Genomic DNA, 24,767 nt, shown 5'->3' with positions numbered 1-24,767 from the left:
GTAAAAAAGCGCCGACCATAATTGACCGTAGTGCCAACCTGGTGGAGACCATAATGATTGCCAATATCTTCAAGAAAACCCTGATCGCCGGCGTGCTGGCCATGTCCGCCGCGGGCGCGTGTGCGGCCGATAACATCAAGATCGGTTCCGTGCTGTCTGTCACGGGCCCGGCCGCCTTCCTGGGCGACCCGGAACTGAAAACCCTGCAGCTGTACATCGAGAAGATCAACGCGGCCGGCGGCGTCCTGGGACGCAAGCTGGAACTGGTGCATTACGACGACGGCAGCGATGCGGCCAAGGCCAACGGCTTTACCAAGCGCCTGATCGAGTCGGACAAGGTCGACGTGCTGATCGGCGGCACCACCACCGGCGCGACGATGGCCATGGCGCCATTGGTCGACCGCGCCAGCATGCCCTTCATTTCGCTGGCGGGCGCCGTGGTGATCATCGACCCGGTCAAGAAATGGGTCTTCAAGACGCCGCATACGGACCGCATGGCGGCCGAGAAGGTGTTCGAGGACATGAAGAAGCGCGGCATCAGCAAGGTGGGCCTGCTGTCGGAAACGAGCGGCTTCGGCGCGTCGGGCCGCAAGGAATCGCAGATCGTCGCCGCCAAATACGGCATCACCCTGGTGGCCGATGAAACCTACGGTCCGAAGGACACGGACATCACGGCGCAGCTGACGCGCATCAAGAATACCAAGGGCGTGCAAGCCGTCTTCGTCTTCGGCCTGGGCCAGGGCCCGGCGGTAGTGACCAAGAACTACGGCCAGCTGGGCATGGCAGCGCTGCCGCTGTACCAGTCGCATGGCGTGGCGTCGGACGAGTATCTGAAGCTGTCGGGCAAGTCCGCCGAAGGCGTGCGCCTGCCGACGCCAGCCCTGCTGATTGGCGCCATGCTGCCGGACAGCGACGCGCAAAAGGCCGTCGTTGTCGGCTACGACAAGACGTATAAAGAGCGCTACAAGATCGATCCGTCGACCTTTGGCGGCTATGCGCTCGACGCCCTGAACCTGTCGGTCGACGCCATCAAGCGCGCCGGCGGCACGGACCGCGAAAAAGTGCGCGCGGCGCTGGAGTCGACCAAGGGATTTGTCGGCACGACGGGCGTCTTCAACATGTCGGCAAAAGACCACATGGGCCTGGACCTGTCGGCCTTCCGAATGGTCGAAGTGAAGAACGGCGAATGGCAATTGTCGAAATGATGTAAGCCGGAAGTACCTGCGCGAGGCCGCCCTCGAAGGCGGCCCGCGCGTAGCCGAACATAATGGAGACACCATGGAAGTCGCTCAATTTCTGCAATTTTTGTATTCCGGGATGACGGTCGGTTCCGCCTACGCGCTGGCGGCGCTGGGCTTTACCATCATCTACAACACCAGCGGCGTGATCAATTTCGCCCAGGGCGAGTTCATCATGCTGGGCGGGATGCTGGCCGCCGTGATGTCGGCCGCCGGCGTGCCGCTGCCGCTGGCCGTCATCCTGGCCGTCATCGCCACCGGCATCGTGGGCCTCTTGATGGAAAAAACCGTGATCGAACCGGCGCAGAACGCGCAGGTCATCACTCTGCTGATCATCACCATCGGCGCCTCGCTCGTGCTGCGCGGCCTGGTGCAAATCTGGCTGGGCAAGGATACGCATTCGCTGCCAGCTTTTTCCGGCGACGCGCCGATCGAATTCCTTGGCGCCAGCCTGCTGCCGCAAAGCCTGTGGGTGCTGGGCGTGACGGTCGTCATCGTGCTGGTGCTGGGCTGGTTCTTCGGCCGCACCCTGATGGGCAAGGCCATGCTGGCCACCTCGCACAACAAGCTGGCCGCGCAACTGGTGGGTATCAACACGCGCAAGGTGCTGCTGTTCTCGTTCGGCCTGTCGGCCCTGCTGGGCGCGGCGGGCGGCATTCTGGTCGCGCCCATCACGTATACCTCGTATGACGCGGGCATCATGCTGGGCCTGAAAGGCTTTGTCGCCGCCGTCCTTGGCGGCCTCGGTGGCGGCGCCGGCGCAATCGCCGGTGGCCTGATCCTCGGCATCGCCGAAGCCATGACGGCCGGCTACATCTCGTCCGCCTACAAGGACGCGGTGCCGTTCGTGCTGATCTTGTTGATCCTGTTCTTCCTGCCGCAAGGCCTGTTTGGCGCTAAAAATTCGGAGCGTGTATGAGCAACTTTTTGACACGTTCGCGCCACGGCGGCTTGATACTGCTGGCGCTGATCCTGGCCATCCTGCCCCTGTTCCTCAGCAACGCGTTCTACTATGACGTGGCGATCCGCATCGCCCTGAACGCCATCGTCGTCATCGGCCTCAATCTTTTGATGGGCTACACGGGCCAGATCAGCCTGGGCCACGCCGGTTTCTATGGCCTGGGCGCGTATGCGTCGGCCGTGCTGACCACGCACTACGGCTGGCCGCCGCTGGCCGCGCTGGCCGCAGGCGCCGTCGCCACCGGTCTGCTGGCGCTGCTGCTCGCCCGTCCGGTGCTGAAACTCAAGGGCCATACCCTGGCCATGGCGACCCTGGGCCTGGGCATCATCATTTCCATCGTCATCAACAACGAGACACAGTGGACGGGCGGCCCGGACGGTATCGGCGTGTCCGCCTTCACCTTGGGCGGGCTGGAAATCGCCGGTGAAAAATCCTGGTACCTGGTGTGCGCCGTGCTGCTGTTACTGGTCACGTGGCTGGCCCTGAACCTGATCGATTCGCCTGTCGGCCGCGCGCTGCAGGCCATCCACGGTTCGGAAGTGGCGGCCCGCGTGGTCGGTGTCGACACGACCCGCTTCAAGGTGCGCGTGTTCGTGCTGTCGGCCGTCATTGCCAGCATCGCGGGCAGCATCAGCGCCCATTACATCGGTTTCATCACGCCCAACCTGGCCGGCTTCTTCCACTCGATCGAGCTGGTGACGATGGTGGTGGTGGGCGGCATGGCGTCGATCTTCGGTTCCATCATCGGCGCGGCCCTGCTGACGATTCTGCCGCAACTGCTGTCCAGTTTTGAAGGCTGGGAAACGGTGGTGTTTGGCGTGATCCTGATGGCCACCATGATCTTCATGCCCAAGGGCCTGGTGCCGAGCCTGGCCAGCCGTTCGCGCAAGCGGGCAGGGCTGCCGCAGGCACCCAAAGCCCCTGAAGGCGCGGCAAAACCACCGGCACAGGAGGTGTGAGATGCTGACGATTAATAATCTGAGCAAGAGCTTTGGCGGCGTGCACGCGGTGCAGGATGTCAGCTTCACGGTCAAGGAAGGCAATATCCATTCCGTGATCGGGCCGAACGGGGCCGGCAAGACGACCCTGTTCAACCTGATCACGGGCGTGTACACGCCGAGCAAGGGCGAGATTTTGCTCAATGGCGAGAACGTGGCCGCCATGCCGCCCGATGCGCTGGCGCGGCGCGGCATGAGCCGCACCTTCCAGAACCTGCAAGTGTGCATGAACATGACGGCCATCGACAATGTGATGGTGGGTGCGCATCTGCGCCTGAACCAGAACCTGTTCGCCTCCATGCTGCGCCTGCCGTCCGTGCGCCGCGCCGATGCGGCCTGCCGCGACGAGGCGGCGGGCCTGATGGAGTTTGTCGGCGTGGGCCGGCACATCGGCGACGAGGCGGGGCAGATGTCGTATGGCGCCTTGAAACGCCTGGAAATCGCGCGCGCGCTGGCAGCCAAGCCGAAAGTGCTGCTGCTCGATGAACCGGCGGCGGGCCTGAACCACACGGAGACGGGCGAGATTGAAGCGCTGATCCGCAAGGTGGCGCAGTCGGGCGTGACGGTGGTGCTGGTTGAACATGACATGAAACTGGTGATGAATCTGTCGGACCATATCCTGGTGCTCGACTATGGCAAGAAGCTGGCCGAAGGGACCGCCGCCGAAGTGCGCGCGAATCCCGACGTGGTGGCGGCGTATCTGGGAGTGGCGGCATGATGAAGATGGAAAAACCTCAGACACCGCTGGTGCTCGACATCCAGGGATTGACCAGCCACTATGGCCGCATCCAGGCCCTGCACGGCATCGACCTGCAGGTGCGCCAGGGCCAACTGGTGGCGCTGGTGGGCGCCAACGGCGCCGGCAAGACGACCCTGCTGCGTGCCATCTCGGGCGTGCAGCCGATCAGCGCCGGCAGCATCGCTTTCGCCGGCCAGGACGTCAGCCGCATGAGCGCAGACAAGCGCGTGCGCAGCGGCATCTGCCAGGTGCCGGAGGGCCGCCAGGTGTTCGGACCCATGACGGTAGAAGACAACCTGCGCCTGGGCGCCTTTACGCGCCCGCCGCAAGACGTGGCGGGCGACATGGAGCGCATGTACGGCCTGTTCCCGATTCTGAAGGAAAAGCGCTTGCTGCTGGCCGGGACTTTATCGGGCGGACAGCAGCAGATGCTGGCCATGGCGCGCGCGCTGATGGGCCGCCCGCAACTGCTGCTGCTCGATGAGCCGAGCATGGGCCTGGCGCCGCTCCTGATCGCGGAAATCTTCCGCATCGTGGCCGAACTGCGCGACCAGGGCATCACCATCTTCCTCGTCGAGCAAAACGCCCACGCGGCCCTGTCGATCGCCGACGTGGGTTACGTGATCGAGACGGGCGCCATCACCCTGTCCGGGCCGGGGCCTGAATTGCTGCATAACGAGCAGGTGCAGAGCGCCTACCTGGGCATGTAAGGACGTAGGTCGGATTAGCGCGTAGCGCGTAATCCGACAACATTGTTGGCGCTACAGGTGTTTGTCGGATTACGCCGTTCCGGCTAATCCGACCTACGCACATGGCACGATAGTTAAAAGGAAAACACCATGGTCAAAGTCTACGAAATCAACGGCGTCACCCCCGTCGTCCACCCCAGCGCCTACGTGCATCCGTCGGCCGTGCTGATCGGCGACGTGATCATCGGGCCGCGCTGCTATATCGGGCCGCTGGCGTCGATCCGCGGCGACTTCGGCCGCTTGATCCTGGAAGAAGGCGCGAACCTGCAGGACACCTGCGTCATGCACGGTTTCCCCGGCTGCGACACGGTGGTCGAAGTCGATGGCCATGTGGGCCATGGCGCCGTGCTGCATGGCTGCCGCATCGGCCGCAATGCGCTCGTCGGCATGAATGCCGTGGTGATGGACAACGCCATCATCGGCGAGGAATCCATCGTCGCCGCCATGAGTTTTGTGAAGGCAGGCATGATCGTCGCGCCGCGCAGCATGGTGGTCGGCACGCCGGCGAAAATCATCCGCGCGCTGACCGACGATGAAATCCAATGGAAAAGCTCGGGCACGGGCCAGTACCACGAACTGGCCGTGCGCTCGATGCAGACGATGCGCGAGGTGGAAGCCCTGACGGAAGTCGAGGCAAACCGCCAGCGCCTGAATTTTGAATCCGCATTGCCGCTGCATTTGCACAAGAACGCCGCCGCGCAATAAGCAATATGGGCGTAGGTCGGATTAGCGGGGCCAAGCCCCGCGTAATCCGACGCCACCGCCAACATCATTTATGGAGAAAAAAATGGCTCATGTTTCAACCCTGCAAAGCCTGATCGCCGGCCGCTGGCTGGGCGACAGCGCCGCCGTGCCACTGCACAGCGCCTTGAATAACCGCGTCATCTATCACACGCACGCGGAAAAGATCGACTTCGACGAAGCGGTGACGTATGCGCGCAGCACGGGCGTGCCGGGCCTGATGGCGCTGGACTTCCAGCAGCGCGCCGCGCGCCTCAAGGCGCTGGCCCTGTACCTGGTCGAGCGCAAGGAAGAACTGTATGCGATCTCGCACCTGTCGGGCGCCACGCGCGCCGACAGCTGGGTCGATATCGAAGGCGGCACGGGCACCCTGTTCGCCTATGCCAGCATGGGCAGCCACGAGCTGCCGTCGTCGAACGTGCTGCACGAAGGACCGGCCATCGCGCTGGGCAAAAAAGGCGGTTTCGCCGGCACGCACATCCTGGTGCCGCGCGGCGGCCTGGCCGTGCACATCAACGCCTTCAACTTCCCCATCTGGGGCTTGCTGGAAAAGTTCGCGCCGAGCTTCCTGGCGGCCATGCCCTGCATCGCCAAGCCGGCCACGGCGACGAGCTACCTGACACAGGCCGTCGTGCGCATGATGCATGAATCGGGCCTGCTGCCGGCCGGCAGTCTGCAGCTGGTGATCGGCTCCACGGGCGACTTGCTGGACCGCTTGAATGGCCAGGATTTCGTCACGTTTACAGGGTCGGCCGCCACCGCCGCCAAGCTGCGCACGAATCCGAACCTGATCGCCCAGTCCGTGCCTTTCAACGGCGAAGCCGATTCGCTCAACTGCGCCATCCTGGCGCCGGACGTCACGCCCGACGACGTGGAATTCGATCTGTTCGTCAAGGAAGTGGTGCGTGAAATGACGGGCAAGTCGGGGCAGAAATGTACGGCGATCCGCCGCATCATCGTGCCGGAGCATCTGATGGATGCCGTTGGCACGTGCCTGCGCGAACGCCTGGCCAAGGTGGTGGTGGGCGACCCGTCCATCGAGGGCGTGCGCATGGGCGCGCTGGCCTCGAAAGAGCAGCAGAACGACGTGGCCGAGCGTGTCGCCACCCTGTCGCAGGGTAATGAAGTGGTGTTCGGCGCGGCCGACGGTTTCAGTCCTTTGGGCGATGGCGCCCATGACGGCAGCTTCTTCTCGCCGACCCTGCTGCTGTGCCGCGACGCGTTCGGCAACGACGCCGTGCACGACGTGGAAGCATTCGGCCCTGTCAGCACCATGATGGGCTACAAGGACATCGACGAGGCGCTGGCCCTGGCCGCGCGTGGCAAGGGCAGCCTGGTAAGCACCCTGGTGACGCGCGATCCGAAGATCGCCGCGCGCGTGGTGCCGCAAGTGGCCGCCACGCATGGCCGCGTGCACGTGCTCGAACGCGTGGCATCCGTCGATTCGACGGGCCATGGCTCGCCCCTGCCGCAACTGAAGCACGGCGGCCCTGGCCGCGCGGGCGGCGGCGAGGAGCTGGGCGGCGTGCGCGCGGTGCGCCATTACCTGCAGCGGGCGGCCGTGCAAGGCTCGCCCACCATGCTGGCGGCCATCACGGGCGAATACGTGCGCGGCGCGGACGTCAATGAAAGCCCGATCCACCCGTTCCGCAAGCACTTCGAGGACTTGAAGACGGGCGACTCGCTGCTGACACACCGCCGCACCGTCAGCGAAGCGGACATCGTCGCCTTTGGCGGCATCTCCGGCGACTTCTTCTACATGCACTTCGACGAAATCGCCGCCAAGGAATCGCAGTTCGGCAAGCGCATCGCCCACGGCTACTTCGTGCTGTCGGCCGCCGCCGGCCTGTTCGTCTCGCCTGGCGTCGGCCCCGTGCTGGCCAACTATGGCCTGGACAATCTGCGCTTTGTCGCGCCGGTGGCGATTGGCGACACCATCCGCGCGCGCCTCACATGCAAGCGCAAGGTCGACCGCAACCGCAAGGACGTCTTTGGCGTGGGCCAGGGCGTGGTCGCGTGGGACGTGCAGGTGACGAACCAGAACGAGGAACTGGTGGCCAGCTATGACATCCTGACCCTGGTCTCGAAGCGCGAATAAGCATTATCCACAGCACTGCCAGCACTGGCGCCGCCCGCGATCTGTTACGCGCGGGCGGCGTTTTTCATGGCCGAACGGCAGCCAGGTGCCGGTCAGTTCATTTTGTCTTGAATTATCCATAAGTGTATGAAAAATATAGCGAAAGTGTGGTTTTGCACCGCGTGCTATTTAGATAAACCCCTCTAGAACGCGGGCTTTTTCCTGGAAAATGGGGGAAATCTCTCATTGCATCAAGAAAACTTTCCTAAGCAAAACCTTTTCTCTGTAGCATGGTTTGACTCACTGGTCACACGCCATGCACGCCTCCAGGGGCGATGGCGGCGCGAAAAACGGACCCGGCCTGCCACAGCCGGTGAACCACCGACCTCGAGTCCAATTCCACGATTATCGTTCACCGCTACGGGTATTTAATTACTATGAATAAACACGTCCTGATTTTACTGCTGGCCATGCCCCTGGCCATCAGCCATGCCTATGCCGAAGAAGTCGATGGCCCCGCGATCAAGATCAGCGGTTACGGCACGGCCGCGCTGACCATGGCTGACACAGACAATGCACAGTTTGCGCGTCCGAACCAGGCCAGCGGCGCCGGTCGCACCGCGCGCACGGGCGTCGATTCCAATGTGGGCCTGCAGGCCAACGTCACCCTCAATCCCTGGCTGTCGGCGACGGTACAGGGCCTGGCGCGCAAGGATGGCGAAAACGACTTCGGCGCCGAACTGGCGTGGGCCTTTGCCAAGGCCAAGGTGTCGGACAGCTTCAGCGTGCGCGTCGGCCGCATGGGCCTGCCCGTCTTCATGATTTCCGACTACCGCAATGTGGGCTATGCGAACACCATGCTGCGTCCTCCCGGCGAGATGTATTCGCAGGTGCCGCTGAACAGCATCGACGGCATCGACGGCACCTACCAGTTCAGCGCGGGCGACACCAGCGTGACCACGCAGCTGGCGCTGGGCCGCACCAAGGCTACCCTGGCCACGGGCCCCGATTCGACCGTGCATGTGGAAGGCAAGTCCATCGTCGCCCTCAACGTGGTGGCTGAACACGGCCCCGTGACGCTGCGCTTCGGCCGCGCCGAGACCAAGTTGAGCATCAACGATTCGCCCAGCCTGAATACCCTGATGGGCGGCTTGCGCGCGGCTGGCAGCGGCTACCGGATCGCCCAGCTGGGCGCCCTGGCCGATGCGCTGGAAGTGAAGGACAAGAAGGCGTCGTTTACCTCCGTCGGCCTGGGCCTGGACTGGAACAATGTGCTGGTGCAGTCCGAATATGCGAAGCGCAAGACGGACAGCTATGTCAGCGACAGCACCTCGTGGTACGTGATGGGCGGCTACCGCATGGGCGCCTTTTTGCCCTACTACAGCCACGCCAGCCTGAAGGCCGATGGCCGCGTGAACAACACCGTGCCCGCATCCTGCCCTGCCGGCTATCCGGCCGCCTGCACGCCGACCCTGCGTGCCCTGTCGGCCGGCGTCGACACCCTGGCTTATACGCGCAACCAGCTGGAACAATCGACGAACAGCATCGGCGTGCGCTGGGACTTCCATCGTTCGGCTGCGCTGAAAGTGCAGATCGACCGCATCAAGCCGAAGAATGGCCCTGGCCTGTTCGTGCAAGCCAAGCCGGGCTTCCATGGTCCCGTCACGGTGGCTGCCGCCGCCATCGATTTTGTTTTCTAAGGAGCGCCGCATGAAACCTATTATTTTTGCGGCTGCCTTGCTGGCCCTGTCGAGCGCCGTTCCTGCCATGGCCGAAGTGGTCGTGGTGGTCAATCTGAAGAGCGCCGCCGGCGCCATGACGAATGAACAGGTGGCGCAATTCTTCCTCGGTAAATCGACGGCCATGACGCCGATCGACCAGCCGGAAAGCGCTCCCGTGCGCGCCGAGTTCTACAAGAAGGTGGCGGACAAGGAGCCATCGCAGGCCAAGGCCCTGTGGTCCAAGCTGGTCTTCACGGGCAAGGCCACCTTGCCGAAAGAGGTGGCAAATAGCGCCGATGTGAAGAAGGCCGTCGCCGCCGATCCGAAAGCCATCGGCTACATCGAGAAGAGCGCTGTCGACGGCAGCGTCAAAGTGGTGCTGACGGCGCCATAACGCCGTCCCGGGCCGCGCGCCCTGCCGCGGCCCGATACAAATAGATCAGGAGACAGCAATGAGCATCAAACGCAAGATATGGGCGCTGCCTGTCGTCTCGGCCGTGATTTTCGGACTGGGCCTGGCCGTCAGCGCCTATCTGTCGACGGCCACGCTCAATTCCATCCACGCCACCGAAAGCGCCGACTATCCGGTGCTCGACCTGGCCAAGTCGCTGACCCTCGACGTGGCCGCCGTCGGCGACGCCTTGCGCGATGCCGTCAGCGAAGGCGACAAGGAGCGCATCGGCCAGGTCGATGGCCAGGCCGTCAAGCTGCGCGAAAAACTGGCCGCCTTTGCGGCCATCCCCGGTCAGCGCGAGCACGGCGCGCGCCTGGCCAAGGAATTCGATGCCTACTATGCGCCTGCCCTGGGTGCGGCGCGCATCATGCTGGAGATGGAGGAAGGCGATCCGCAAGCGACGGTGACGCGCATGCAGGCTGCGCTGGCCGTGCTCAATACGGACCTGGCGAAGACCAACGAGCAGGCGCAATTGCAGTTCAAGCAGGGCATCGAGCGCAGCGCCGCGAACGTGCGCAATGCCCTCAATACCAGCATTGCCGTGGCGCTGGCCGTCATCGTCTGCCTGGTGGCCGTGTCGCATTTCGTCGTGCGCGCCATCTGGCAGCAGCTCGGTGGCGAGCCCGAATATGCACGCCAGATCGCGCGCGCCGTGGCCGACGGCGACCTCTCGATGGAGATCGCCACCGAGGCGGGCGACCAGGCCAGCCTGCTGGCGGCGCTGAAGGAGATGCGTGGCCGGCTGGCCGGCATGGTATCCGGCATCAAGGCTTCGGCCGAAACCATCCAGGTGGCCAGCGCGGAAATCGCCCAGGGCAATGCGGACCTGGCCGCGCGCACGGAATCGCAGGCGGGCAGCCTGGACCAGACGGCGCGCAGCATGGACAGCCTGACTTCCACCGTGCGCGACAACGCCGCCAATGCGGGCCAGGCGCATGAGCTGGTGGTGTCCGCGTCGTCGGTGGCCGTGAAGGGCGGGCAGGTGGTCAGCCAGGTGGTCACCACCATGGGCGAGATCAACGATTCATCGAAACGCATCGTCGATATCATTGGCGTCATCGACGGCATCGCTTTCCAGACGAACATCCTGGCCTTGAATGCGGCCGTGGAAGCGGCGCGCGCGGGCGAGCAGGGACGCGGCTTTGCCGTGGTGGCATCCGAAGTACGCAACCTGGCGCAGCGCAGCGCGGCAGCGGCGCGCGAGATCAAGCAACTGATCGGCGACTCGGTGGCCAAGGTCAACGCGGGCTCGAAGCTGGTCGACGAGGCGGGGCTGACCATGGGCCAGATCGTCGATTCCGTGAAAAAGGTGGCCGACATCATGGCCGACATCAGCGCCGCCAGCCAGGCGCAGAGCGCCGGCATCGGCGACATCGGCGTGGCCATCGGCAGCATGGACCAGATGACGCAGCAAAATTCCGCGCTGGTGGAAGAAGCGTCGGCGGCGGCCGAATCGCTGCAGGAGCAAGCCGTGCAACTGGGCACGGCGCTGGCCGTGTTCAAGCTGGCGCAGGGCGCGGTGGTGACGGATTACGCGCGCAGCGCACCTGCGGCTTACCTGGCGTTGCGGTGATGTCGGATTGCGCGCAAGGCGCTCCTGCGGCTTGTCCGGCATTGCGGTGATGTCGGATTACGCGCTACGCGCTAATCCGACCTACCTGACATTACGGTTGATTGGATTAGCGCAGCGTAATCCAACGAAGGGACATCAAGCTAGCTAGCGGTAGGTTGGATTAGCGCAGCGTAATCCAACAGAGGGACATCAAGCTAGCGGCAGGTTGGATTAGCGCAGCGTAATCCAACACTCGGCCTAAGCCTGCAAGCCGAACGGATCGTCGATGCTGTGCGCCGGCTGCGTGAACCAGCGCGGACCGTTTTCCGTCATGTAGAAATGGTCTTCGTGGCGGATGCCGAATTCGCCAGGGATGCAGATCATCGGTTCGTTCGAGAAGCACATGCCCACGTCGAGCGGCGTGGTGTCATTGCCGACCAGGTAAGGCCATTCGTGGATATCGAGGCCGATGCCGTGGCCGGTGCGGTGCGGCAGGCCTGGCAGCTTGTAGCCGGGGCCGAAGCCGTCCGCTTCCAGCGAGACGCGGGCGGCGCGGTCCACGTCGCCGCAGGGCACGCCCAGCCGGGCGGCGGCAAACGCCGCGGCCTGCGCCGCCTTTTCGCTGTTCCACACGCTGCGCTGTCGCTCGCTGATGGCGCCAAACACATAGGTGCGCGTGATGTCGGAGATGTAGTTCATCACCTGGCAGCCCGTGTCGATCAGCACCGTGTCGCCCGCCTTCAGGGTCTGCACGTAATTCACGCCGTGCGGATACGCCGTCGCCTCGCCGAACAGCACGATGCAGAAATACGAGCGGGGCGCTCCCACCTTGCGGTGCGCGCGCTGGATGAATTCTTCCACTTCCACCGTCGTGATGCCTTCATGCAGCATGCTGGCCGTGGCCACGTGCACGGCCAGGGTCATGTCCATGACGCGCTGCATCAGGGCGATTTCCGCGGCTGACTTGCGGCTGCGGCAATACGCGGTGACGGTGCGCGCATTTTCCAGCGCGTAGCCGGGCGCCAGCGGCTTGATGCCGTCGTAGATGAAGAAGGCGGCGCTTTCGCAGATGCCCACGCGCGGCGGCGTAGCTTCATCCTGGACGACGCCCATGCGCGCCAGCACGTCGACGAACAGCTGGTACGGACTTTCGTGCTCCTCCCAGCAATTGACCTTGCCTGCTATGACCATGAAACCTGTCAGGGTACTTTCTTCGAAGGCGGGCGCGATGTATTCGATGTCGCCGCTGGCTGGCAGGATGGCGCCGACCATGCGTTCGCTGGCATACCATTTTGTGCCCGTGAAATAGGTGAGGTTGGCGCCCGCGTTCAGGTAGATCGCGGCGATGCCCTGCTGGCGCATGAAGGCCTGCGCCTTTGCGATGCGTTGCGCGTGTTCGTCCTTGCCGATGGCGACCATGCCGGACGTCATGTCCGACAGCGATGCCAATGCCTGTTCGATGGAAGTGCCGCCTATGCTCATGCCTGTTCCTTTGTCCTGTGCGTGCCGATGAAAGACGCATGATATCAGTTTGCGCCTTTCGGCTTGAGGCCAGGCGTGCCGCCTGCCGCATCGGGCGGCGCCAGCACCAGGTCGTGCGGATAGGTAAATTGCCAGTCCGCGTAGCGCTGCTTGCGGCGCAGGCTGGCGTCTTCATCGAGAAAATTGTCCTGCTTGATGGGCAGCTGCGGCGACAGCGAATGAATGCCGACGATGCGTCCCTCCTGCCGCAGCAGGCCCCATTCCGCCTTGCCCGTGACGGGGTCGGCATACACGCGGCGCAAATGCCGCCGGGCGTTGGCGAAGCGGGGATCTTTCAGCAGTTCCTGCAGGGTCAATGGATAGCGCGGGCGGCCGTCGGCCGGCGTGCTGTCATAGTAGCGCCCCAGCGCATTGCGGAATTCATGGCCGATGAACAGCAGTTCGCGCTCCTTGTCGCGCCGCGCGGCCGTGGCAAACAGTTCGCTGGCCACGACCAGGCCCACGCCCATGAAGGCCACCAGCAGCAGGGTCCAGATGTAGGCGAAGCCCCGCGCGCGGTATTGATAGCTAGAGCTGCTCAAAGGGGATGCCCTCGCGCGTCTTGCCCTTGGCGCCGCTGCGCACGTCGGCCACGCCGCTGATTTCGCCATTCGGCGACGGCACCAGCCGCCACGTGGCGCTGGACTCCGTGACGGGGTCGAGCGGCACGCTGCGGAAGTAATGGTGGGTGACCAGGTCGGCCAGCGCGGCCGGATACTCGCCCTTGTCGGCATAGTATTGATCGAGGCCGCTCCTGAGCACTTGCAGGTTTTCCTTCAGGGCCACTTCCTTTGATTTTTCCACCGAGCCGAAATAGCGGGGAATGGCGATCGTCAGCAGCAGCGAAATAATCGCCAGCACCACCAGCAGTTCGACCAGGGTAAAGCCGCGCCGCAGGGCAGTTGAATGCATGGGCATCACCATTGGTTGAGCGGCACGCCGTTCAGGCCCGCCCTGGTTGCGCGCGAGGCGACGTCGAACACGTCTTCGCCTTCACTGGGATTGTCAGGTGGCGAGGCGTAGGCGCGCTTGCTCCAGCTGTCGGCCGCGCTGCCTTCTTCCCTGGGCTGGAACGGGTCGCGCGGCAGGCGGCGCAAAAAATAGATGTTCTGTTTGGATGGACTGCGCTGGTCGGGCACGCCCTCGACCAGTTCATCGAGCTTTTTCGGATAGCCGGAGCCTCCCAGCGACAGCTTGATGCGGCCATTGTCCGAGGCGCGCTTGTAGCCATCGATGGCTTCGCGGATCTCGATCAGGGTGCTGCGCAGTTCATGTTCCTTCGCGCGTTGCAAGGCTACCTGGGCCATCGGCACGGCCACCGTGGCCAGGGTCGCCATGATCGCCAGCGTAATCATCAGCTCGATGAAGGTAAATCCCTGCTGCCTCATTGGCCACCCTTGACGGTGGCGGTGGCGGTGGGCGTGGCGGCAGGCTTGTCGCCAGCGGCGGGTGCTTCGTCGCCGCCCGTCATCGGCGAACCGGCGCGCGGCGGGGCCTGCTCCGGCGCGGCGATGGCTTCGGGCGCGCCGCCTACGCTGCCACGCCCGCCCACGGCCGCCTCGGTGCCGGAATTGAATTCGGCCGTCATCAGGTCGGGGCGGCGGATGCTGCGCAGCAGGCGCGGCGTGATCGACAGCACGATCTCGCTGCGCATGGCGTCGTCCTTCTGGCTGCCGAACAGGCGGTTCAGCACGGGCAATTCGCCCACGCCTGGCACCTTGTTGGCCGTGCCCCGGTCCTCATCGCTGATCAGGCCCGCCAGCACCTGCGTCTCGCCATCCTTCAGGCGCAGCACGGTCGACGCGCTGCGCGTACCGATCTGGTAAGCCTGCGTGCCCGTCTTGCTGATGACTTCCTTGACGACGTTCGACACTTCCAGGTTGATCTTGATGGCCACTTCATCGTCCAGGTACACGTTCGGTTCGACGTCGAGTTTCAGGCCCACGTCGATGTAATTGACGCTGTCGGAACTGACGCCATTGTTGGTCGTGACGGTAATCACGGGCACGCGGTCGCCGATGAGGATCTTGGCCTTTTCCTTGTTGCGCACGCGGATGCGCGGGTTGGCCAGGATATTGCTGTCGCTATCGGTCTTGTTGGCGTTCAGGGTCACGCCGCCGATGCCCAGGTTGATATTCTCGCCATTGATGCGGCGCAGGTCGGCCACTTTCAGGCCGCCCAGGCCCGTGCCGCTGCCGGCCAGGGTCAGGCTGGCCTGGTCGGGCCAGCGGATGCCCAGTTCCATCAGGCGCGTGCGCTTGACTTCCAGCACCTCCACTTCCAGCATCACTTCCGGGTCGGCCAGGTCCTGCACGTTGATGATGCGTTCGGCCATGCGCACCATTTCCGGCGTATCGCGCAGCATGATGATGCCCAGGCGTTCATCGGTGACGACATCCTTGGCCTTGAGCAGGGTCTTGATGGAAAACGCCACCGTCTTGACGTCCGCATTGGCGAGGAAGAAGGTGCGCACCACCAGCTGCTGGTAATCCTTTACCTTTTGCGGCGTGTTCGGGTAAATCGTGATCGACTTGTCGCTGGTGACGCTTTGCTCCAGCTGGTTCGCCCCCAGCAGCATGGCGATAGCTTCCTCGATGCTGGTGTCGCGCACGGAGATCGTGGCGCGCAGGGCGGGATCGACTTCCTTGTCGAAGACGAAGTTCAGGCCCGAGACCTTGCTGATGAAATCGAACACGGAGCGCAGCGGCGCGTCGCGAAATTCCAGGGTGACGGGTTTGCGGTAGGCGGCCGCCAGCTTGCCGCCGGCCGGCCTGGCCTTGGCCTGCTCGTCGCCGATGCGGCTCTTCAAGGCCAGCGCCTCGCGCTGCGCGGGACGCTCCTGCAGTACCTGGCGCAAGGCGTCCTGCGCCTGCGCCACATTCGCTTCGCCGCCGCGCTGGTAGCTGGCCTGCGCTTCCTGCACCAGCTTGCGGTGCCGCTCATCCTGCGCCACGCTGGCCAGACCCCGCTGCGCCACGTCGTCGCTGGCGTCGATGGCCAGCGCTTGCCGGTACAGCGTTTGCGCTTCGGCCAGGCTGCCTTGCTGGCGCAGCGCTTCCGCGCGGCCATTCAGGCTGTTCAGCGCGCGCATCTTGCCGTTGGTGACGGCGATGCGGTACTTGGCATTCGTCGGTTCCGCCTGCGCCGCCTGTTCCAGCAGGGCCAGTCCCTGTTCCGTGCGGCCCGCGCCCAGCATGGCCTGGCCATCGTTGTAGGCCTGGTTGCCGGCGCAGGCGGCCAGCAGGGACAGCAGCAGCGGCAGGGTGATGAGATTGCGAGGCATACGTGCGGCGCGTCGTTTCAATTGAGGTCCCCTACGGCGAGTGTCTGTTTCAGGTTGAGCGGCAGATAGGTAAATTGCAGGGAACCCTGCACCACGCCGTCGAAGCGGTAGCGCTCTTCCAGCATGTCGCCGGGCCGCGCCACCACGTTGCGTTCGCCCGCCTGCAGGAAGTAGGCGGCCTTGCCTTCGTCGACGAAGCGGCCGAGGAATTGAAAGGGCAGCGGTGGCGGCGCGTTCGCGTCGATGGCGGCGACAGTGCGGCTGGCCTGGGCCGCCTGCTGGTCGAGCATGATTTTTTTCGGCGTCTCGGGCTGCCAGCTGTGCTTGGCAAACAGGGTCGCCGCCTCATCATCGTCGAGCGCCCGGCGCCGCTCGATGACCAGCCCCGCACGGGCAGGCGGGGCGCTGGCCGGCGTGACGAGGGCCGCTAGCGCCACGCGGTCCGCCTGGCGCGGCGTGGCAGTGGCCGGGCCGACGATGCTGCCTTCGTCCTCGGGCGCGAAGAGGGCGGCCAGCAGGGTCGCCACGGCCGCCGCCGCCAGCACGGCTTTTTTCATGGACGCACCTCCGGCTTTTTCACCAGCAGGATGAACTGGATGCGCGCATCGATCTCGCCGGCCTCGATCTGTTCGCGCTTGAACAGCACGGAGTCGAGCGTCAGGGTGGGCAGTTCCTGCAGGGCGTCGACGATGAAGGCTTGCAGCTGTGCGTATTCGGCCTTTACGGGCAGTGTGATCTGATAGCGCAAAAAGGCGGCGTTGCCGTCTTCCTGCGGCTTGTAGTCGGCCTTGGCCAGGGTGACGCCGCTTTTTTGTGCCACCTCCAGCAAGGTTTTCAGCTGCTCGGGAATGCTGTCATGCTGGGGCAGATAGGCGTGGAAGGCGGCCAGGCTATCGGCGTCCGCATCGAGCGTGGAGGCGGTGGATGGCATGGCAGACTGCCTTGCCGCTGCCGCCAGCTGCGCCGTCAGTTGTTGCTGGCGCAGCGCCAGCGCCTCGCCCTGCTGCACGGCGACGACTGCCAGCGCCAGGCTGGCGGCACCGATGGCGCAGGGCCAGCCCAGCTGGCGCCACAGGCGCTGCGCTTCCCACCGCAGGCGCGGTGGCATGCGCAGTTGCAGCCGCGACCGCGCCGGGCGCGCTTGCACTGTCAACACGGGTTTTATTGCCGCCATTGTGCCTCCAGCTGAAAACGGTACGGATGTTCCGGGGCGTCCGCGTTGCTGCTCATCTCGTGCTTGAGCAGATACACGGAACTGAACATGGGTTGCTGGTTCAAAAAGGCCAGGTAGTTGAGCATGTCCTGTGGCGTGGCCGCTTCGGCGGCGATCTTGAGGGCGCTGGCGCCATCCTGGCCCTGCTGCGCGTTCAGGTCCAGTCCCAGCAGGGCCACGCGCACGTCGCGCGGCGCCTGCACCGTCCTGACCAGGCGCGTGACGGGCAGGTTGAGCTGGCGCACGGCGACGGCGACCTGTTTCAGTTCGATGTCGCGTTCGCGCTGGGCGCTGGCGGACAGCGGTGCGCGCACGGTGCGCGCCGGTTGCAGCTGCGCCAGCTGCGCTTCCAGGCGCCGCGTTTCCTGCGCCTGCACCAGCCAGTACACGGCGGCCGGCAGCAGCGTCAATGCACCCGCCAGGCACAGGATCAGGCGCCAGCCACTGAAGGTCTGCGCCGCGCTGGCGGGCAGGAAGTCGATGCGGCTCAGGCCCATGCGGCCTCCCGCATCAGGTGCGCGGCGCTGGCCACGGGCATGGCCTGGAAGCGCGCCGGCAGGTCCGGCTGCGGTACGCCGCTCAGGTCCAGCAGCGCCACGTGCTCGATCGTGTCGAGCTGCGGCGCGCGCAAGTTCCAGCGCCGCCATGCCCGTTCCAGTTCAGCGCCCCAGGCCGCGTCGCAGGACTGGCTGTGCAGGGCCGTGATGCGCCCGCCGCCGCTCGTCGCCAGCAGCAGCCGTCCCGCTTCCACCAGGGCGAAGGCGGCGGGTTTGCCAGCGGCGATGCTGCGCCAGGCCGGACCCACGATGGGTTCGACGGACAGGCAGCGCCGGCCTTGCGCGCCGGCTGCGTCCTGCACGCCTTGCAGCAGGGCCGCATCGATGCCGCAGGCCAGGCGCGGCTGGCCAAAGGGGGCGTCGTCGGCGGTCAGGCGCCAGGCGCGCGCACTGTCGCCGTAGACGGCAGCGAACTGGCCATGCAGGAAGCGCTGTGCGCTGCTTCGGTCGAGCAGGGCGCCGCTCCACGGCACGATCAGCATGGCGCACCAGCGGCTGGCCAGGCTGACGGCCAGCGGGAGCTTTTTGCCGCTGTCTTGCTCCAGCCAGCCGCACAGGGCGGCCAGCGCCACTTCCCAGCTGGCGCCGGGGTTCACGATGGACAGGTGGAAAGCGCTGCCGGCCACGGGATGGCCGGCGCGGCGCTGCACGCCGTGGAGCGCGTGCGGCGCCAGGTGCAGGCACACGGTGGTGCGGGCAAGGCGTTCAATAAGTGACACGATTGAGCTCCGCTAACGTGGTTTCACCGCGCCGCACCAGGTCCAGGCCCGCTTCGCGCGCCAGCCTGAAACCGTTGCGCGCCGCTTCTTCCTTCATCTGGCTCAGGGGCGCGCGCGTGCAGATCAGTTCGCGCATCGCGTCGCTGAGCATCAGCACTTCGGCCACGGCCTTGCGGCCCTTGTAGCCGGTGCCGCGGCAATGGCCGCAGCCCTTGCCGGCCATGAATTGCCAGTCCTGTACCTGATGCAGGGCCAGGCCGCTATCGCGCAGTTGCTGTGCATCGGCCAGCACCTCGGCGCTGGCGTCGATGGCGCAATGGGCGCAATTGAGGCGCAGCAGGCGCTGCGCCACGATGCCGTTCAGGGCCGCCGTAAAGCTGTAGGCGTCCACGCCCATGTGCAGGAAGCGTCCCACCACGTCGAAGACATTATTCGCATGCACCGTGGTAAACACCAGGTGGCCCGTGAGCGCAGCCTGCACGGCGATCTGCGCCGTCTCGTCGTCGCGGATTTCGCCGATCATGATCTTGTCGGGATCGTGGCGCAGGATGGAGCGCAGGCCGCGCGCAAAGGTCAGTCCCTTCTTTTCATTGACGGGTATCTGCAGCACGCGCGGCAGCCGGTATTCGACGGGGTCTTCGATGGTGACGATCTTGTCGCGTCCCGTGTTGATTTCCGTGATGGCCGCGTACAGGGTGGTGGTCTTGCCGGAACCCGTGGGACCCGTCACCAGCAGCATGCCGTGCGGCTTGGCGGCCAGGCGGCGTATCTGTTCGATGGCGTCCTCGTTCAGGCCCAGGCTTTCCAGGCGCAGCGCCTGCGCCGCTTCCGTCAGCGCGCGCCGGTCCAGCAGGCGCAGCACGGCGTCCTCGCCAAAGATATTCGGCATGATGGAGACGCGGAAATCGATCTCCGCCCCTTTCACGCGCACCTTGAAGCGGCCGTCCTGGGGGATGCGCCGCTCGGCGATGTCGAGGTCGGCCATGACCTTGATGCGCGAGATGATCTGTTCGGCCATCTGCAGCCCCTGCACCTGGCCCGCCTGCACCAGCACGCCGTCGACGCGGTATTTGATGACCAGGCTGGCCACGTCGCATTCGAGGTGGATGTCGCTGGCCTGGAATTTCAGGGCGTCGTAGATGGTGGAGTTCACCAGTTTGACCACCGGGCTGCTGTCCTCGCTGATGCGGATCAGCGAGATATCCTCGATGCTCTGGTCGAGCCCCGGCACATCATCACCGTGCTGCATTTCCTGCATCGCCTGTTGTACGCTTTCCTGCTGCAGCAGATAGGCGGCCAGGTCGTCCGGGTGCGCCAGCGCCACCGTGAATGGCGTGGACAGGGCGAAGTCGGCCCACTGCAGCAGGTCTTCGGCAAACGGGTTGCCGATGATGAGCACGGGCGGCGCGTCCGGGACACCGGCTTGCAGCAGCACGCAATCGCGCTGTGCGCAATCGGTGTAGGGCAGCAGGCCAAAGGCGGGCAGGCTGGCCTGCAGCTCGGCCATCGTCCACGCCGGGTAGCGGAACAGGGCGGCCAGCTGGCGCAGGAAGACGTCGGGTGGCAGGGCTGCCGTTTCCTGCAGCACGGCCATCTGCGGGCGGCCCTGTGCCAGCGCGCTGGCGTGGGCCTGGCGCAGCATGGCCGCATCGAGCACGGCCCGTTCTTCTTCGCGCGCGTTCATGGCAGGCACCGTATGGTCAAGACCCTCAAGATAAACTCCCGGCCAGTTCAAAGATCGGCATATACATCAGTACCACCACGCCGCCGATGACGACGCCGATGATGGTCATCAACAGCGGTTCGAGCAGGCGCGAGGCCCAGTCCACCCAGCGGGCGAATTCCTCGTCGTGGAATTTGGCCGAACGTTCCAGCATGTCGCCCAGGCGGCCCGTGTTCTCGCCCACTTTCAGCAGCGACTGCGCCACCGGCGTGGCCATCCCGGCCTGCTCCAGCGCGGTGGAAAACGGCATGCCTTCCTGTACCGCGCGGCGCGCCTGCGCCAGCTGCTCCTGCTGCGCCGGCAGCAGCATGGGCGCGACCATGGCCAGCGCCTTGTGCAGCGGGATGCCCGCATGCAGCAGCAGGCTCAGGGCGCGGTAGAAACGCGCCAGGCGAAACTCGGCCGCCTTCTCCGCCAGCACGGGCAGGCGCAACAGGCGCAGCACCAGTGCCTGGCGCGCGCCGGCATTGCCAGCGCCGAACAGCACGGCGGCCACCACGCCGGCCAGGGCGCTGGCGCACAGCAGCGGATGCGCGGCCAGGGTCTGGCCAAAGCCCAGCAGCATTTGCGACATCCACGGAATGTCGCGGCCCGAGCTTTCATACACGACGCTGAACTTCGGCACCACGTAGCCGAGCAGGAACAGGGTCACCAGGCCGCCGACGACGAGCAGCATGCACGGGTAGATGGCGGCGGAAATGAGTTTTTTGCGGATGGCGTCGAACTGCAGCTGATAGCCGACGAAGCGCGCCAGCGCCTCGGGCAGGTTGCCCGAGCGTTCGGCCGCATGCACGGTGGCGATGTAAATGTCGGGGAAGATGTCGGGGAAACCGGCCAGGGTGTCGGAAAAGCTTTGCCCTTGCTGCAGGGTGAGCACGATGGCGGCCAGGGTCGCCTTGGCGCCGGCGCGCGTTTCCTTGTTGTGCAGGGTGGCCATGGCCTCGCCCAGGTTCAGGCCCGCTTCGAGCAGGGCCAGCAGCTCCTGGCTGAATTGCAGCAGGGGCAGGCCCTGCTTGCCCGGCCGCGCCACGTTGCCCGTGTCCAGGGCAGTGCTGTCATCGACGGCCAGCACGCGCCAGCCGCCGCGCACGGCCGCGCGGATCGCCTCGGCCTCGCTGGCGGCGTCGATGGCCAGCGCCTGGCTGCCCGCCGGGCCCTGCACCTGGAGGTGGAACTGCATCGTCGGCTCAGGCGAGCATGGTGAGGGCCTTGGGCGTGAAAACGGGGTGAGATGAAAAGGCGAAAGCGCGTGCGGACAAGGTCGAAGTAGGCATCGGTCAGGAACAATCCAAAAAAAAAAAAAAGTTCAATGCGTCGCGGGTACCGGCAGCAAAAGTGCAATCACTGCCTCAGGGTAGACTGGAATTGCCAGAAAATCAATCGTGCGGTGCGGGCAAGCCTTGTATCGACGGCTTGCCCGCATCTTCAAGCGCTTACTGCGTGACCAGGCTGACCTTGTCGATCACGAACGAAGTTTGCAGCGAGGCGTCTTCGGTCGCGGCAAACGACAGCTGCACCGTCTGGCCCTTGTAGGCGATCAGGTCAAAGGTGCGGATCTGGTAGCCGGCCGCCTTGTTCACGTTCGAGTACGTGGCCAGGGTGCCCAGCACGGTGCCGGCGCTGTTCTTCACCGTCACCACCAGCTTGTCGTACACGGTGTTGCCCGTTTCGGCCGTGTCGATATGCAGCGCGAACGTCAAGCTGGCGGCGGTGGCGGCGGCCGGAATGGCCACGCTTTGCGTCAGCGATTCGCTGGCCGTGGTGCCATTGCCGCCCAGCCAGGCGTACTTCGTGCCTTCATACGCGGTTTGCCCCGTGAAGGTGCCGATGGCGCCGGTGGTGCCGCTCCAGCCCGTGGCGCCGGACTCGAAGCCGCCGTTCGTCACTCGTTCCGTGGCCGAACTGGTGCCCACGGTCAGGGTGGCGTTGTTCGACGTTGCCGTCACGGCGGGCGACGAGGAATCCGTCACCGTGGCCTTGAAGACGGCGCCGCTGTCGGCCGCCACGGTCGTGAAGCTGTAGGTCGGCGAGGTGGCGCCGCTGATCACGGCGCCGTTGCGGAACCACTTGTAGGTGTACGGTGCCGTGCCGCCACCGGCGCCGACGGCGAACGAAGCGCTGGCGCCCGGCGCGACCGTGATGCTGGCCGGCTGGCTGGTGATGGTGACCGCGCCGCCCGTGGTCGATTCATCGACGTCGGTGCCCACGTTGATGGCCGCATACGCGCGCTTGACGGCGGTCGCTTCGGCGCTGCCCACGCCATACAGTTCCTCGGCTGACTGCAGCACCTTGTTGCGTGCGTCGGCGTAGTTGGTCGACGAGGTGAACTTGGTGGTGGCCGCCTTGAACCAGATGCGGTAAGCCTTGTCGCTGCCGATACCGGTCATGGCCAGCGGGCTTTTGTTCAGGTAGGAGCTGTAGTAGTCGCTGCTGGAAGTGGAGTTCGAACCTTGCGACAGGAAGTAGAACATGCGGTTGTTCGGGCCGCTGCTGTAGTGGACGTCGAGGTTCTTGATGGTGCTGCTCCACGCATTCGGGCTGCTGCCATCCTTGCTAGGCTTGTACAGCCAGCGCAGAGGCTGGCCATTCTTGGCGATTTCCTTGCCCGTCATCCAATCGTTGCCCGTGTTGGGGATGCTGGTGCCCGTGCCGCCCGCGCGCGCATACGCTTCCACCATTTCACCGGCGATGTCGGAGCTCGATTCATTCAAGCCGCCCGACTCCTGCGAGTAGATTAGGCCCGAGGTGGCGTCCGTGATGCCGTGGCCCATTTCATGGCCGATCACGTCGATGGAACCGAGGTTGTTGAACGAGCTGCCGCCGTCGCCGATGTACATGCACTTGCAGCTGCTGTCGTAGTAGGCATTGTCGTAGGCCGTGTTGACGTGGGCGGCGATGTGGGTGGCCGTGTTGTTGCCGTCCAGGCTGGACCAGCCCAGCACATTCTTGTGCGTGTCGTAGGTGTTCATCAGGCCCCACATGGCGTTGACTGCCGCCGTCTGACCATTGGCGTTGGTGGTGCTGCCGCCGTTGATGTACTGCTGGCCATCGCCCCAGGTATTGCTGGTGCTGCTGTACACGCTGCCCGAGGAGGTGCCGTGGTTGGCGTTGGTGATGGCCATGCCGCCGAAACTGCCGCCGGTGCCGCGGCTCGGGTCTTTCATGGTGTAGGTGCTGCCGGTCAGCGTGGTGTTGAGCGGCACCTGGCCGTTGTACTGGCTGTTGCCGATGCCGGCCACGGTTTTCAGGGCTTTCCATTGGCGCAAGATGCGGCCATCCTTGGCGCTGACGACGGTATCGTAGTAGATCGGCTTGTTGCCGCTGATCATGCGCGTCTGCACCAGATAGGCCAGTTCGTAATGGTCGACGACGTCCTGCACGTCGAGGGCGTTCAGGGCCGCTTCCGATTTGTTTTCGGCGCCGGCCACGCGCACGGTTTTCATGACGGGGTAGATCAGCAGCTGCGCCTGTGGCGGCACATGGTCGACGGCGCGCACGCCGATGTTGTCGACGGCGGCGGCGATGGCGGCGGCCGCGCTGATGGCAGGCGTGGTGTCGATATCGGTGGTGGCGCTGCGGGTGACGGAATTGACGCCGCCGCTACCGAGGCCGGAAGCGCGGTCCGACACCGATTCGCTGACGATGTCGCCGGCGCTGTTGCTGACCACGACTGTTTCGGAACCGAAGACGGGCAAGCCCTTGTAGGTGTGCTGCACGCGGCTCACGCGCGTGCCGCTCACGCCAGGATGCTGGGCGCCCACGGCAAAGCCATGCTCGGTGTTCAGGCCGCGGCTGCGTGCCTGTGCCGCCAGTTTATTGACCAGGCTGGCAGTCTCTTGTGGCGACGCCAGGCTGACCGGGGCGGCCATCAGGGTAGATGGCAGCGGCATGGCGGCATGCGCCGTGGTGGCCATCAGCGGCAGGGCGGCGATGGATGCGGCAACTATCGTCAAACGTAAATTCATTTCTGCTCCAGGGTATCGGTTAGGAAAATGGTGAATGAACTGGCCGCGATTGTCTGATGGCCACCCCGGCGTGCCTGGCGGCGGGCGGATAGCCTGCCGTTGTTGTAATGGGATGGCGCCGGGTAGAGCGACACTAAACTTGTCGATATCGCCATGTCAAAAAATTCAAAAAATGGGTCACGGGGCGTTTATTTGTTAAGAATTGAACATTTATCCGCGATTTATGCAGCGAAGGTTTGATCTGTCGCAAGCCGTAACTTTTGTTTTGGACTACTCCCTCTATTGGGCCGTTCTGTTGGCAAAACACTGTTGCGTTTTTTAAATGTTGCGATCTACACTAGGTCGTCGCATTGCCCCCAGCGGGCAAGGCGACGACAAAAAAAGCGCACGCGGCAATGACCGCGTTCAGGTAGCGCATCGGGAAAAAAATCGGGAGTCTTCCATGACGTCAGTACTGTTCTCTGCAGTTGGTTTCAGCCATTTCCCCTCTGGAGCGGCGCTGATGCTGCATCCGCCTTCCTAGCCGCCATCACCTGACCCGGCGCCCGCAAGGGTG

General features: G+C 64.7%; 22 protein-coding genes. 10 read left to right on the top strand and 12 right to left on the bottom strand.

All coding sequences use genetic code 11. The features are described 5' to 3' along the window. The first annotated feature begins 53 nt into the window (after positions 1-53). The 10 genes from JaAD80_RS13380 to JaAD80_RS13335 all read left to right on the top strand — a co-directional run bounded on the left by JaAD80_RS13380 (position 54) and on the right by JaAD80_RS13335 (position 11,251). Positions 54-1,205: an ABC transporter substrate-binding protein gene (locus tag JaAD80_RS13380; RefSeq protein ID WP_102294665.1), complete on the top strand. Its 1,152-nt coding sequence runs from the start codon at positions 54-56 to the stop codon at positions 1,203-1,205. Between the two features lie 73 nt (positions 1,206-1,278). After that, complete coding sequence (locus JaAD80_RS13375) at positions 1,279-2,157, top strand: branched-chain amino acid ABC transporter permease (protein WP_102294663.1); 879 nt, start codon at positions 1,279-1,281, stop codon at positions 2,155-2,157. Then, positions 2,154-3,158, top strand: coding sequence for a branched-chain amino acid ABC transporter permease (locus JaAD80_RS13370; protein WP_102294662.1), 1,005 nt, complete (start codon positions 2,154-2,156; stop codon positions 3,156-3,158). Before JaAD80_RS13375 ends, JaAD80_RS13370 begins: the two co-directional genes overlap by 4 nt. 1 nt (position 3,159) lies before the next feature. Next, the gene (locus JaAD80_RS13365) at positions 3,160-3,915 is read left to right on the top strand and encodes an ABC transporter ATP-binding protein (RefSeq protein WP_102294660.1); all 756 of its coding nucleotides are present in this window, start codon (positions 3,160-3,162) and stop codon (positions 3,913-3,915) included. Further along, positions 3,915-4,646, top strand: coding sequence for an ABC transporter ATP-binding protein (locus JaAD80_RS13360; protein ID WP_102294702.1), 732 nt, complete (start codon positions 3,915-3,917; stop codon positions 4,644-4,646). The genes JaAD80_RS13365 and JaAD80_RS13360 overlap by 1 nt, the downstream gene beginning before the upstream one ends. A 129-nt stretch (positions 4,647-4,775) precedes the next feature. Continuing rightward, on the top strand, positions 4,776-5,390 hold the full coding sequence (gene paaY / locus JaAD80_RS13355) for a phenylacetic acid degradation protein PaaY (protein WP_102294659.1): 615 nt from the start codon (positions 4,776-4,778) through the stop codon (positions 5,388-5,390). A gap of 82 nt (positions 5,391-5,472) precedes the next feature. After that, positions 5,473-7,524 (top strand): phenylacetic acid degradation bifunctional protein PaaZ, encoded by a 2,052-nt coding sequence (paaZ, locus tag JaAD80_RS13350; RefSeq protein WP_102294701.1) that lies wholly within the window; start codon positions 5,473-5,475, stop codon positions 7,522-7,524. 416 nt (positions 7,525-7,940) lie between these two features. Next, positions 7,941-9,203, top strand: coding sequence for a hypothetical protein (locus tag JaAD80_RS13345; RefSeq protein WP_102294657.1), 1,263 nt, complete (start codon positions 7,941-7,943; stop codon positions 9,201-9,203). A 10-nt stretch (positions 9,204-9,213) separates the two neighbouring features. Then, a complete protein-coding gene (locus JaAD80_RS13340; protein WP_102294656.1) occupies positions 9,214-9,618 on the top strand; it encodes a hypothetical protein in 405 nt (134 codons plus the stop codon). Positions 9,619-9,676: 58 nt separating this feature from the next. Beyond that, a complete protein-coding gene (locus tag JaAD80_RS13335) occupies positions 9,677-11,251 on the top strand; it encodes a methyl-accepting chemotaxis protein (protein ID WP_102294654.1) in 1,575 nt (524 codons plus the stop codon). A gap of 237 nt (positions 11,252-11,488) precedes the next feature. On the opposite strand, the gene JaAD80_RS13330 is transcribed toward JaAD80_RS13335, so the two are convergent. The 12 genes from JaAD80_RS13330 to JaAD80_RS13275 all read right to left on the bottom strand — a co-directional run bounded on the left by JaAD80_RS13330 (position 11,489) and on the right by JaAD80_RS13275 (position 24,211). Beyond that, positions 11,489-12,712 (bottom strand): Xaa-Pro peptidase family protein, encoded by a 1,224-nt coding sequence (locus JaAD80_RS13330; protein WP_102294653.1) that lies wholly within the window; start codon positions 12,710-12,712, stop codon positions 11,489-11,491. A 44-nt stretch (positions 12,713-12,756) separates the two neighbouring features. Further along, complete coding sequence (locus JaAD80_RS13325) at positions 12,757-13,293, bottom strand: type II secretion system protein (RefSeq protein WP_258002976.1); 537 nt, start codon at positions 13,291-13,293, stop codon at positions 12,757-12,759. Next, a complete protein-coding gene (locus JaAD80_RS13320) occupies positions 13,280-13,669 on the bottom strand; it encodes a prepilin-type N-terminal cleavage/methylation domain-containing protein (RefSeq protein WP_102294698.1) in 390 nt (129 codons plus the stop codon). Before JaAD80_RS13320 ends, JaAD80_RS13325 begins: the two co-directional genes overlap by 14 nt. Further along, positions 13,669-14,139, bottom strand: coding sequence for a type II secretion system protein (locus tag JaAD80_RS13315; RefSeq protein ID WP_102294651.1), 471 nt, complete (start codon positions 14,137-14,139; stop codon positions 13,669-13,671). The genes JaAD80_RS13320 and JaAD80_RS13315 overlap by 1 nt, the downstream gene beginning before the upstream one ends. Next, positions 14,136-16,034, bottom strand: coding sequence for a secretin and TonB N-terminal domain-containing protein (locus JaAD80_RS13310; RefSeq protein WP_102294649.1), 1,899 nt, complete (start codon positions 16,032-16,034; stop codon positions 14,136-14,138). The genes JaAD80_RS13315 and JaAD80_RS13310 overlap by 4 nt, the downstream gene beginning before the upstream one ends. 17 nt (positions 16,035-16,051) lie before the next feature. Continuing rightward, positions 16,052-16,591: a hypothetical protein gene (locus JaAD80_RS13305; protein ID WP_102294648.1), complete on the bottom strand. Its 540-nt coding sequence runs from the start codon at positions 16,589-16,591 to the stop codon at positions 16,052-16,054. Then, entirely contained in the window at positions 16,588-17,208 is a 621-nt protein-coding gene (gene pilO / locus JaAD80_RS13300; protein WP_102294646.1) for a type 4a pilus biogenesis protein PilO, read from the bottom strand. The genes JaAD80_RS13305 and pilO overlap by 4 nt, the downstream gene beginning before the upstream one ends. After that, positions 17,196-17,744 carry a hypothetical protein gene (locus JaAD80_RS13295; RefSeq protein ID WP_102294645.1) on the bottom strand — a complete coding sequence of 183 codons (549 nt, stop codon included), beginning with the start codon at positions 17,742-17,744 and terminating at the stop codon, positions 17,196-17,198. The genes pilO and JaAD80_RS13295 overlap by 13 nt, the downstream gene beginning before the upstream one ends. Continuing rightward, the gene (locus JaAD80_RS13290; RefSeq protein WP_146012382.1) at positions 17,735-18,523 is read right to left on the bottom strand and encodes a hypothetical protein; all 789 of its coding nucleotides are present in this window, start codon (positions 18,521-18,523) and stop codon (positions 17,735-17,737) included. The genes JaAD80_RS13295 and JaAD80_RS13290 overlap by 10 nt, the downstream gene beginning before the upstream one ends. Then, positions 18,510-20,207, bottom strand: a complete 1,698-nt coding sequence (locus JaAD80_RS13285; protein WP_102294642.1) for a GspE/PulE family protein — start codon at positions 20,205-20,207, stop codon at positions 18,510-18,512. The genes JaAD80_RS13290 and JaAD80_RS13285 overlap by 14 nt, the downstream gene beginning before the upstream one ends. 25 nt (positions 20,208-20,232) lie before the next feature. Next, positions 20,233-21,426 (bottom strand): type II secretion system F family protein, encoded by a 1,194-nt coding sequence (locus tag JaAD80_RS13280; protein WP_102294640.1) that lies wholly within the window; start codon positions 21,424-21,426, stop codon positions 20,233-20,235. A gap of 253 nt (positions 21,427-21,679) precedes the next feature. Next, complete coding sequence (locus tag JaAD80_RS13275) at positions 21,680-24,211, bottom strand: M4 family metallopeptidase (RefSeq protein WP_102294638.1); 2,532 nt, start codon at positions 24,209-24,211, stop codon at positions 21,680-21,682. Between the last annotated feature and the right edge of the window lie 556 nt (positions 24,212-24,767).

The organism is Janthinobacterium sp. AD80, from assembly GCF_002878455.1.
GTDB lineage: Bacteria > Pseudomonadota > Gammaproteobacteria > Burkholderiales > Burkholderiaceae_D > Janthinobacterium.
The sequence above is the reverse complement of the archived record's forward strand: the minus strand, read 5'-3'. Positions and strand labels throughout refer to the sequence as shown.